This is a genomic window from Streptomyces sp. NTD91 (assembly GCF_059510455.1).
Window position 1 is genome coordinate 144,735 of the sequence record NZ_JCAJZW010000010.1, and the last position, 11,191, is coordinate 155,925.

The 11,191-nt window shown below is 71.7% G+C and carries 7 protein-coding genes; 5 read left to right on the top strand and 2 right to left on the bottom strand.

The genetic code is table 11. From position 1 onward, the window contains the following. The 4 genes from AC5WRT_RS14245 to AC5WRT_RS14260 are packed head-to-tail and all read left to right on the top strand — an operon-like array spanning position 1 to position 6,825. Positions 1-801 carry an urea amidolyase associated protein UAAP2 gene (locus AC5WRT_RS14245; RefSeq protein WP_496098103.1) on the top strand — a complete coding sequence of 267 codons (801 nt, stop codon included), beginning with the start codon at positions 1-3 and terminating at the stop codon, positions 799-801. Further along, positions 798-4,391: an urea carboxylase gene (uca, locus tag AC5WRT_RS14250; protein WP_496098104.1), complete on the top strand. Its 3,594-nt coding sequence runs from the start codon at positions 798-800 to the stop codon at positions 4,389-4,391. The genes AC5WRT_RS14245 and uca overlap by 4 nt, the downstream gene beginning before the upstream one ends. Next, positions 4,388-6,100: an allophanate hydrolase gene (locus AC5WRT_RS14255; protein ID WP_496098105.1), complete on the top strand. Its 1,713-nt coding sequence runs from the start codon at positions 4,388-4,390 to the stop codon at positions 6,098-6,100. Before uca ends, AC5WRT_RS14255 begins: the two co-directional genes overlap by 4 nt. A gap of 41 nt (positions 6,101-6,141) precedes the next feature. Continuing rightward, complete coding sequence (locus tag AC5WRT_RS14260) at positions 6,142-6,825, top strand: TetR/AcrR family transcriptional regulator (RefSeq protein ID WP_496098106.1); 684 nt, start codon at positions 6,142-6,144, stop codon at positions 6,823-6,825. Between the two features lie 333 nt (positions 6,826-7,158). On the opposite strand, the gene AC5WRT_RS14265 is transcribed toward AC5WRT_RS14260, so the two are convergent. Together AC5WRT_RS14265 and AC5WRT_RS14270 are read right to left on the bottom strand one after the other, a co-directional pair. After that, positions 7,159-8,493: an eCIS core domain-containing protein gene (locus AC5WRT_RS14265; protein ID WP_496098107.1), complete on the bottom strand. Its 1,335-nt coding sequence runs from the start codon at positions 8,491-8,493 to the stop codon at positions 7,159-7,161. A gap of 421 nt (positions 8,494-8,914) precedes the next feature. Beyond that, a complete protein-coding gene (locus AC5WRT_RS14270; protein ID WP_496098133.1) occupies positions 8,915-10,198 on the bottom strand; it encodes a COG1470 family protein in 1,284 nt (427 codons plus the stop codon). A 271-nt stretch (positions 10,199-10,469) separates the two neighbouring features. Between AC5WRT_RS14270 and AC5WRT_RS14275 the strand changes: the two genes are divergently transcribed. Next, entirely contained in the window at positions 10,470-11,138 is a 669-nt protein-coding gene (locus tag AC5WRT_RS14275; RefSeq protein WP_496098108.1) for a helix-turn-helix transcriptional regulator, read from the top strand. The last annotated feature ends 53 nt before the right edge of the window (positions 11,139-11,191 follow it).

The window sequence follows — 11,191 nt, forward strand, 5'->3', positions numbered from 1 at the left end:
ATGGCGACCACACGGACCGACTCCACGCCCGTCAGCGGCCCGACCGCCGCCGGCGGCACGGTCGCCTCCACCGTCCCGGTCGGCGCCGTCCACGCGGAGGGCTCCCCCCTGGACTGGGGTGCGAGCCTGGTCGAGGGCGAAGTCGTCCTGGACGAGACGGTGGCCCCCAACGCGCCCTGGTCGGCGGTGGTGCGGACGGGGCACGTCCTGACGATCGTCGACGTCGGCGGCAACCAGTCGGCCGACTGTCTGCTCTACAACGCCGACGATCCCGAGGAGCGCTACAGCGTCCCCGACACCCTGGCCTGGCAGGGCAACGCCTATGTGCGCACCGGCACCGTGCTGCGCAGCAGCGAGGGCCGTCCGTTGATGACCGTCGTCGCCAACGAGGTAGACCGCCAGGACACCATCGGCGGCGCGTGCGGCAAGGAGTCCAACACCCTGCGCTACGGCCATCATGTGATGTTCCAGCACGGCTGCCGTGAGAACTTCCTCGCCGAGGCCGGGCGGCGTGGCCTCGGGGTGCGGGACATCGTCTCCAACCTCAACTGGTTCATGAACGTGCCCGTCGAGGCGGACGGCGCGCTGGGCATCGTGGACGGCATCTCGGCGCCGGGCCGTCGGGTTGCGGTGCGCGCCGAGACGGACGTGCTGGTGATGGTGTCCAACTGCCCGCAGATGAACAACCCGTGCAACGACTTCAACCCCACTCCGCTGCGGATGATCGTCGTGGAGCCGGCACCGGTCGACGTCGACGCACGGTCCGCGGAAGCCGCTCGCACCGCGAAGGAGGGCGCGTGAGCCGCCCCACCGCCGTTCTCGTCGCCAACCGCGGTGAGATAGCCCGCCGTGTGATCCGCACCGCCAGGAGGATGGGCCTGGGTACCGTCGCCGTCTTCTCCGACGCCGACCGGGCCGCCCCGCACGTCCGCGAGGCCGATCACGCGGTCCGCCTCGGCCCGGCGCCCGCCCGAGCGTCGTATCTGCGCGGAGAGGCGATCATCGGGGCCGCGCTCGCCCATGGCGCGGGCATCATCCACCCCGGCTACGGCTTCCTCTCCGAGAACACCGCCTTCGCCCGTGCCGTGGAGGAGGCCGGTCTGCGTTTCGCGGGACCGACCGCCGACCAGATCACCGCCTTCGGTGAGAAGCACACCGCGCGCGCCCTGGCCAAGGCCGCCGGAGTGCCGCTACTGGCCGGGACGGAACTGCTGGCAAGCGCCGAGGAGGCCGTCACCGCGGCATCCTCGATCGGGCTGCCCGTGATGGTCAAGGCCACCGGCGGTGGCGGCGGCATCGGCATGCAGGCCTGCGCCACCGCCGATGAGGTACGCGGGGCCTTCACCCGCGTCGCGGCGCTCGCGGAGTCCAACTTCGGATCCGCCGGGGTGTTCCTGGAGCGCCTCGTGCGCCCCGCCCGCCATGTCGAGGTGCAGGTCTTCGGCGACGGCACCGGTCGGATCGCCGTCTTCGGCGACCGGGACTGCTCGTTGCAGCGCCGCAACCAGAAGGTGATCGAGGAGGCACCGGCCCCGGCCCTGCCTGCTCATGTGCGGGCACTGCTGCACGACTCCTCGCGCCGGCTGCTCGCCTCGGTCGGCTATCGGGGCGCGGGGACCGTGGAGTTCGTCTACGACCCCGTGCGCGAGGAGGCCGCCTTCCTGGAGGTCAACACCCGCCTCCAGGTCGAGCACCCGGTGACCGAGGAGGCGTACGGTGTCGACCTCGTCGAACTGATGCTCGCCCTGGCCCGCGACGGCGGGGTCGAGGATGCGGTGTTCGAGCGGGAGTGGACGCCGGCCGGCCATGCCGTGGAGGCCCGCGTCTACGCCGAGGACCCCGGCAAGGACTCGCTGCCGTCCTCGGGCCTCGTCACCCGGGCAGCCTTCCCCGGCCAGGGCGCCGACAGCATGCCCGGCGTGCGCGTCGACGGCTTCGCCGAAACCGGTCTGGAGGTCTCGCCGTACTACGACCCCTTGCTCACCAAGGTGATCGCGAGGGGCCCCACCCGGGAGGCCGCGTTCGACACGCTCGGCCAGGCCCTGGCCGCGAGCCGGGTCGACGGCATCGTCACCAACCTGGGCCTGCTGCGCGAGCTGACCTCGCGGGGCGAGGTACGCGAGGCCGTGCACAGTACCAGCACGCTCGCCACCACGGCCGACCCCGAGCCGCGCATCGACGTCCTGGTGCCGGGCGCGATGACCACCGTCCAGGACCTTCCGGGGCGGCTCGGCTACTGGCACGTGGGCGTGCCGCCGAGCGGCCCCTTCGACGCCGTCTCCTTCGCCGAGGCCAACCTGGCCGTCGGCAACCCGGCAGGGGCCCCTGGCCTGGAGGTCACAGCGGGCGGGCTGAGCCTGCGCTTCTCGGCCGCCACCGTGGTCGCCGTCACCGGCGCCCCCGTTCCGGTCACGGTCGACGGCAGCGCCGTAGCCCTGTGGGAGCCGGTCACGGTCGCGGCCGGCGCCACCCTGGTGCTCGGCGACTGCCGGGGGCCGGGCCTGCGCAGCTATGTGGCCGTCCGCGGAGGCATCGACGTACCCGAATACCTGGGCAGCGCCTCCACCTTCACCCTCGGAGGCTTCGGCGGGCACGCCGGTCGGACGCTGCGCGCCGGAGACGTACTGCGGCCCGGAGCTTCGTCGACCGCCGACGGCGGCCCCACCCCGCCCGAGCGCCGGCCGGCGATCACCTCGCACTGGCAGATCGGTGTCACCGAAGGGCCGCACGCGGCGCCCGAGTTCTTCACCCGCGACGACATCGACACCCTCTACGCCACCGACTACAAGGTCCACCACAACTCGGCCCGCACCGGCGTCCGCCTGATCGGTCCCAAGCCGCGGTGGGCCCGCCAGGACGGCGGTGAGGCCGGGCTGCACCCCTCCAACATCCACGACACGCCGTACGCGGTGGGTGCCCTTGACTTCACCGGCGACACACCGATCGTCCTGGGCCCCGACGGGCCGTCCCTCGGCGGGTTCGTCTGCCCCGCGGTGGTCGCCAGCGGCGAACTGTGGAAAGTCGGCCAGCTCCGCCCCGGCGACACCGTCCGCTTCGTACCGGTCAGGGAAGCCGAGGCGGCCGCCCTCGATGCCCGCCGCGCCTCCCCCACGCTGATCAGTACGGGCGGAGACGGCGACGACGGCGTTCTCGGCCGCCTGGAGGCCACCGATGCCCGCCCCACCGTCACCTACCGCCGGGACGGCGACGACAACGTCCTGGTCGAGTACGGCCCCATGGTCCTCGACCTCGGCCTGAGGATGCGGGTCCACGCCCTGCAGGAGACCCTCGCCGCGCACGCGCCCGACGGCATCCTCGACGTCACCCCGGGCATCCGCTCCCTCCAGATCCACACCGACGCCCGCCGGCTGAAGGCCCGTGACCTCACCGCCCTGCTGCACGAGCTGGAGGACGAAGTCCCGCCCAGCGACGAACTGGTGGTCCCCTCCCGCACGGTGCGGCTGCCGCTCAGCTGGGACGACCCGGCGACCCGGCTCGCCATCGAGCGGTACATGGCCGGGGTGCGCGACGACGCCCCGTGGTGCCCGTGGAACATCGAGTTCATCCGCCGGGTCAACGGCCTTCGGACCGCCGACGACGTCTACCGCACCGTCTTCGACGCCTCCTACCTGGTGCTCGGCCTCGGCGACGTCTACCTCGGCGCCCCCGTCGCCACCCCGCTCGACCCACGGCACCGCCTGGTGACCACCAAGTACAACCCGGCCCGCACCTGGACCGCGGAGAACTCCGTCGGCATCGGCGGCGCCTACCTGTGCATCTACGGCATGGAAGGCCCCGGAGGCTACCAGTTCGTCGGCCGCACCGTGCAGATCTGGAACCGGTTCCGCAAGGGCGGCCTGTTCCAGGACTCGCCGTGGGCGCTGCGCTTCTTCGACCGCATCGAGTGGTATCCCGTCACCGCGGAGGAACTGCTCGAACTGCGGGCCGAGGCCGACGCCGGGCGCGGTGACTTCCCGACCGAGGAAGGCACCTTCTCGATCACCGAGTACAACGCGTTCCTGGCCGCGGAGGCCGACTCGATCGCCGCGTTCCGCCGGCGGCAGAGCACCGCCTTCGAGTCCGAGAGGCAACGCTGGCGAGCCGCCGGAGAGTTCGACCGTGACCACGATCCCGAACCCGTGACCGCCACTGCCGCCGTCACCCTGCCGGACGGGGCGGTCCCGGTCACCGCACCGTACACCGCCACCGTCTGGCAGATCGCCGCCGAGCCGGGCGCCACCATCGCGAGCGGCGATGCGATCCTCTCCCTGGAGGCGATGAAAATGGAGTCCACCGTGAACGCCCCCGCCGCCGGGACACTGCTGGAGATCTACGTCAAGCCCGGCGAGCAGGTCGCCCCCGGCCAGATCCTCGCGGCGGTGCGGGCATGAACGCCATGGCATCGACCGCCCGCGTCCAGGCCGCCTACGACCGCATCGACAGCGTCGGCCGGCCCGAGATCTGGATCAGCCTCAGGCCACTCGAAGAGGTGCTCGCCGAGGTGGCCGGTATCGACCCGGCACTGCCGCTGGCCGGCCTGGTGGTGGCCGTCAAGGACAACATCGACGTGGCCGGCCTCCCCACCACCGCAGGCGCCCCGTCGTACGCCTACGAACCGCGGTCCGACGCGCCCGCGGTGGCGCGGCTGCGCGCGGCCGGCGCGGTGGTGCTCGGCAAGACCAACCTGGACCAGTTCGCCACCGGCCTGGTCGGCACCCGCAGCCCCTACGGCGCGGTGCGCAACGCCTGGGACGCGGCCCGCATCTCCGGCGGGTCGTCCTCCGGATCCGCCGTCGCGGTGGCGCTGGGCATCGCCGACATCGCGCTCGGCACCGACACGGCAGGCTCCGGGCGGGTGCCCGCCGCCCTCAACGGCATCATCGGCGTCAAGCCCACCAAGGGCCTGGTCCCCGTGACCGGTGTGGTCCCCGCCTGCTACACCCTCGACTGCGTCACCGTCTTCGCCCGCGACCTGCAACTCGCCCGCACCGCAGCCGAGTTCGCCGAAGGCCCCGATCCGGCCGATCCGCTCTCCCGTACCGGCACCCAGCTCCCGCCGCCCCCCGCCCGCCCGCGGATCGCCGTACCTGCCGGGGAGCATCTGAACGGCATGGCCGACGGCTGGCGCGAAGCCTTCGACGCCGCCGTCGCCCGCATGGCGAGCACCGGGGCGGAGATCGTCGAAACCGACATCACCCCGCTGCTTCAGGCCGCGGAACTGCTGTACGGCGGCGCGTTCGTCGCCGAGCGGTACGCCGCCGTGGGCGCGCATCTGGAGAAGCACCGCGACCTGATCGGGGCGGGCCTCGATCCGACCGTCGCCGCCATCGTGCTGGCAGGCCGGGAGAAGACCGCCGCCGACTGGGCCGCCGACGCCGCCAGGCTCGCCGCGCTCGGCGCCGCCGGACGCGCGGTGCTCGACGGCTGTACAGCTCTCCTGACGCCGACCACCACCGGGCATCCCACCCTTGATGAGGTGGCGGCCGACCCGGTCGGCGCCAACGCCCGGTTGGGACGGTTCACCAACTTCGCCAACCTGCTGGACTGCGCCTCGCTCGCCGTTCCCGCCGGGTTCGTGGACGGCCTGCCGTTCGGCGTGATGTTCACCGGACCGGCCTTCTCCGACCGCGCCCTGGCCGCGCTGGCCGAGCGGTTCGCCGGCCCCGGGCTCGACCTGTTCGTGGTCGGCGCCCACCTCACCGGTCAGCCCCTCAATGCCCAGTTGGTGCAGGCCGGTGGCACCCTGACCGGCCTGGCCCGCACCGCGGGCGGCTACCGGCTGTACGCCCTGGCCACCGAGCCGCCCAAGCCCGGCCTGCTCCGGGTCACCGAGGGCGGCCGGGGCGCCGGCGCCGGGACGGGTCACGCCTCGGCGTCAGGCGGCGACGCACGAACGGGCGTCGAGGGTGAGATCTGGCGGCTGCCCGCTGCCGGGTTCGGGGCGTTCACCGCCGCCGTGCCCGCGCCGATGACCATCGGCACCGTCGAACTGTCCGACGGGCGGCAGGTCTGCGGCTTCCTCGTCGAGCCGTACGCCGTCGCGGGCGCGCCCGACATCACCCGCTTCGGTGGCTGGCGGGCGTACACGGCGTCCGCGTGACCGGAGGCCGCCTGGCGGACACCTGGTGGCAGGATGGAGCCATGACGACGACGCGTCCCCGTCAAGGCAGGCCCCGGCACACGCCGCCGTCCGACCCCGGCGCCTCCGCCCGGGAACAGATCCTCGACGCCGCCGGGGCGCTCTTCGTCGCCCATGGGATCACCAGCACCAGCACCCGCATGATCGCCGAGCGTGTCGGCATCAGGCAGGCCTCGCTCTACTACCACTTCGCCACCAAGGAGGAGATCCTCGCCGAGCTGCTGGCGACGTCCGTGCGGCCCAGTCTGCAGATGGTGGACCGGATCCGGGCCCTGGTGCCCGAGCAGGCGGATGCGGCCGCCGCACTCTACGCCGTGGCCGCCATGGACGTACGCACCCTCTCCCGCACTCCGTTCAACATCGGCACTCTCTATCTGCTGCCGGAGGTGCGGGCCGAGCGGTTCGACGCCTTCCGGGCCGAGCGGGGCCGTCTGCAGTCGAGCTACGGCACGCTGGGCGCCCTCGCGGCGACCGAGGACGTCGCGCGCGGCCTGCCCGCCGAGCGGCTCGGTGAACTGCTGATCCAGCTGGTGGAGGTCGTCATCCAGATACGGCGCTCCCGCGAGCCGGACGCGGCTGACACCGAGGCCATCGCGTCGTCGTGCCTGCGCCTGTGCGGGCTCGCAGAGCCGGCGGTGGCCGCCGCCCGGGAGGAGGGCCGAAGGCTGCTGAGCAGCCTGGACTGACCGCCGGCCCTGCGGCTGCCGAATATTTCGTCCGACCACTTCGGGCGACATCAGGGCGTGTTTCGAAAGTCCCGTCTGGTCCGCGACGCCTGGCACGGCACCTCGCCGCGTTGCCGGGATCGTCCACGTACGCCCGGTACGAGGACGACCCTCCGCCTTGCGATGCACCGCACCAGACGCCGCGGACCCCGCCCTCCGGGCGGACGACGCCACTTTCGAAACACGCCCTAGCCATGCGGTCTCCAGGCTTCGCGCACGGCGCCCCGCTCATGGGCGCCGATGTCGACACCGTCCTCCGCTTCCTCCTGACCCCGCCGGACGGTTCGCCGGGACCTACTTCTTCTTCCATTCCTCGACCGTCAGCCCGCCGGGGACCTTCAGCTCGAAGGCGCCGCCGATCGCGGTGTCGAGGGCAGTGGCCGGATCGTTGCCGCTACCGAAGGCGCTGACCGCGAGCAGTTCCTTGAGTTGCGCGCCGGTTCCGCGGAAGGCCTTGGCCGTCTTCATCGTCTCTCGGGCCGCGTCGGCGTCCATGGACTTGTTCATCTTCTCGAGCAGGTCCGGGGAGATCCAGCAGTCCGGGATCTCGTCGAGGTCCCACTCCGCGTACCAGTGCGTGTTGTTGAGCCAGTTGCGCTGGGGCACCTTGCCGTCCACGGCCACCAGGTAGAACGTGAACTTGATGTTGCCGAGCGAGCGCCAGTCGGCGACATTCGTGTGCTCGCTCGCCCGGCCGGCGGCCGCGTTCTCGTACGTCGACGCGATCTCCGTGAAACTCGGCGGGTTCTCCGGATCACGGCCCGTGTAGTGACGGATCGTCCACCGCTTGGCCAGCAGCTCTCCGGCCTGCCTCCTGCGGACCGGGGCAATCCGCTGCTGCGAGGCCTGCTTGATGCTGTCGAGGATGTCGAACTCGCTCTGCCCCTCACCGGGCCGGAACTGCTGGGAGGTCATGTACTGCATCAACTGCCAGGCGTCGTCGTCCGAATGGCCCGACTTCTTCAGGGCGGCGAGGATCTCGTCCGGCGTCTTGGCGTTGCGCAGGTCGTCGTCCTCGGTCCGCTGAACGGGCGAGGCCGCGTGGGTCCGGTGGCTGCCGGTGGGGTGGCCGCTCGTGTGCTCCTCGGCCGTCCGCTGCACCGGCGCGCCGCCGCTCATCACCCTGCGCGCGTTGGCGACCGCGCGGCGCTCTCCCGCGTCGGCGGGGTCCGAGACGCGCAGGCCCGAGCCGTTGTCCGTACCGGGAACCGGGCCGGCCTGCTGGTCCAGGTAGTGGGTCAGCTCGTGCGCCCAGTCCTCCTTCGTCATCCGGCCGCCGTCGACCACATGCGCCCCCGAGGTGTACGCCTTGGCCTGGATCTCCACCGCCGACCGGCGGGCGACCTCGTCCGAATGGACGCGCACACCGCTGAAGTCGGCACCTCCGAACCGGGCCTCCATCTCGTCACGCAGCCCGGCGTCCATGGGCCTGCCGGGAGAGCGCAGCACGTCGTGCGCCAGGGAGCGACGCTGCACCTGCCCCTCCCGCTCCCGTGCGACGGCCCGCGTGACCGCCTGATTGCCCACCGCTCGCTGCAGCGCTTCCAGCCCGGCGGGCGCCGGGCCGGCCGGCCGACGCGGCGCGGACCGCGTGTCGCTCTGCTCGTTCTCCTTGTCGTGCGCGCGCACGGGTGCTCCCCTCGAAGCCGGACACACTTCAACACCACAACCTGCCCGAACTCGCCGGGCCGCGGAATGAACGCGAGGGCAGCCTTGCGGGCAAGGGGATTGCCGTCGGACGGGTTCCGGCGTGGTCCCGGACCCCGTGCGGGCCGGACTCCGCGCACGCCGGATCGGCGCGCCGCCTTGACACCACTCAGGGCGCCTCGCACTTGCAAGGCGTGGCATCAGGCGCGTGAACTGGCCATCTGCGTCGCGTGGTTGAACTCACCGGAGCCGAACGGAAGCCGCCGGAGGCCCCTGCTTCCGGGCTTCCGGCACTTTTGGAAAGGTGCCGGAAACATCCCGCGCTCTGCCGTTTTTCGGACGGAGTGGGATTCTCCTCTTCCGCTCGTGCCCTACGAGGCGAACGATGTTCGAGGGAGCGATGTCACCGGGTGACGTCGCTGAGTACGCCACTGACGTTCAGGACCTCATGACACTGCTGCGCCTGCTGGCCGGTTGCCGGAGTACCGGGCTTCGCACATGTCACCTTCACGGCGACCTTGGCGTCCTCGAGGATCTTGATGGGGGTGACCCAGTGGTAGTCCTGATTGCGGAAGGTCTCCAGTGCGATCGTGGTGATCTTCCGGTCGCCGAAGGTGATGGTCATGACGCCTTCGTCGCCCTGGAAGTTGGCTACCACGATGTCCGTGATCCCGAACACCTTGCCCTTGGGCACCACATAGGTACCGGTCTTGTTCTGCCCGCCGGACGTCTGTACGTCGATCGTGGCCGAACTCTGCTGACCGGTGCCGCCACCGCCACCGTCCCCGCCGGTGCCGCCACCCCCGCCATTGCCCGACGTCGAACCCTTGCCTGCCTGGGTACCCGTACCCGCCTTGTCCCCGGACCCGGTCCCGGGAGACTGCCCGTTCCGTCCACGGGGTGTGGGCCGCGGCTGGACCACCTCGTCGGCGGCCTGCTTGGCGGCGCTGCGCACCGCCGGACGGACGAGCGCGAACCACGCGAGCAGCAGCGCCATCAAGGCCGCGAGCACCGCGAGCAGCCACTTGGGGAAGATCGGGATCTGAGCGAACTCGGCTTCCAGCGGCGGCCGAACGAGGGCGCCCGGCCGCTCGGCACGCTCAGCGGCCGCGATGTCCGTGGCACTCACGGTGAATGGCCAGACCACGGGCTTGCCGAACCAGACCGGCTTGCCGGTGCGTACCCGCAGACGGGTCTCCGCCGACTCGCCCGGCTCCAGCGTCGGTTCGGCCGGAGTGAACGCGAACCGCAGCTCCTCCCCCGGCTGTTCCGCTGTCAGGACGATCCGGGCCGGGGCGTTGCCCTCGTTGCGCACCGCCAGCCGGTAGCGGCCCCGGAGCCAGCCACGTCGGCGGCGCGGCAGGATCTCGGTGCGCAGCTCGTGGAACTCCTCCACGTGCACCGTCGTTTCGGGCACCGTGACGGCCTCGGGGTGCTCGGCCGGCAGCACGCGTACGCCCAGCGGCACATCACCCGCGCTGACCTCGGGCGCGCGGGGCGGGTCCAGCCGGATGGTCACCGTCTCGGAGGTGCCGGGATACAGCGAGACCCGCTCGGGTTCCACGGTGGCCCAGGCCGCACAATCACCGACGACCTCCAAGGTGTACGCCTCGACGATGTCACTGTCATTGCGGACGGTCAGGCGGGTCGAGGCGGTACCGCCCGGGGCCACCGTCACGTCGGGCATGTCGAGCCCGGGCAGTCCGGGGCCGGAAGAGGCTGCAGAAGGCATCACGCGACGACCGTAGAACCACCTCCGGACGGCCACGAGAGGTGCGAGGGCAACATGCGGGCAGGGTGCGTGCCCCGCACGGTCAAACTCGACTTGCGGAAGCGGCAGGCCTGTTGATGGCTCATGGAACGGCCCGCGAACCTCCGGCGGGCCCCGCCGCCGTGCCCTTCTCGGCTTCCGCGGCCTTCCGCATCCCTTCCCTACTCCCACTGGAACAGGACTCCGCATGCCCCTCTCCGCAGCAGAACATCAGGCCGGTACGGCCGACCGGCCGTACCGGGTCTCCGTCGCCGTCTACGCCCAGGACCTGGTCCTGCGCATCGGTGTCGTCCATCAGCTGCGCCAGCGTCCCGAGGTGGAGCTGCTGGACGACACCGACGCGGAACGGGCACACGCGTCCCTCGTGGTCGTCGATTCCGTGGACGACGAGGTGATGGCCCTGCTGCAGCGGTTGCAGCGCAACCCTGCGACCCGCACCGGGCTCGTGGTCGGTTCCTTCGAGTCCGCGGCGCTGCAGCGGGTCGTCGAGTGCGGTGTCGCGGCGGTGCTGCGGCGCGCCGAGGCGGACCAGGACCGGCTCCTTCATCTGGTGCTCGCCCTGGCCAACGGCGAAGGCGTGCTCCCCGGTGACCTGCTCGGCAAGTTGCTGAGCCATGTCGGCAGTCTGCAGCGCGCGGCGCTCGACCCGCACGGTCTGACCCTGTCCACGCTGACCGCGCGCGAGGCGGACATGCTGCGCCTGGTGGCGGACGGGTTCGACACCGCGGAGATAGCGCGGAAGACGTCGTACTCCGAACGGACCGTCAAGAACGTGTTGCATGAGATCACCACACGTCTGCAGTTACGCAATCGGGCCCATGCCGTCGGCTACGCACTGCGCAACGGACTGATCTGAGCGCCCGTCACCTATGTGGTGTCTCGGCGATGTTGCCCGAAAGCGCAGCCCAC

Coding starts and splice junctions, on each gene's coding strand:
- AC5WRT_RS14245 (WP_496098103.1), top strand. CDS start 1: ATGGCGACCACACGGACCGACTCCACGCCCGTCAGCGGCCCGACCGCC.
- AC5WRT_RS14255 (WP_496098105.1), top strand. CDS start 4,388: ATGAACGCCATGGCATCGACCGCCCGCGTCCAGGCCGCCTACGACCGC.
- AC5WRT_RS14260 (WP_496098106.1), top strand. CDS start 6,142: ATGACGACGACGCGTCCCCGTCAAGGCAGGCCCCGGCACACGCCGCCG.
- AC5WRT_RS14270 (WP_496098133.1), bottom strand. CDS start 10,198: ATGCCCGACGTGACGGTGGCCCCGGGCGGTACCGCCTCGACCCGCCTG.
- AC5WRT_RS14275 (WP_496098108.1), top strand. CDS start 10,470: ATGCCCCTCTCCGCAGCAGAACATCAGGCCGGTACGGCCGACCGGCCG.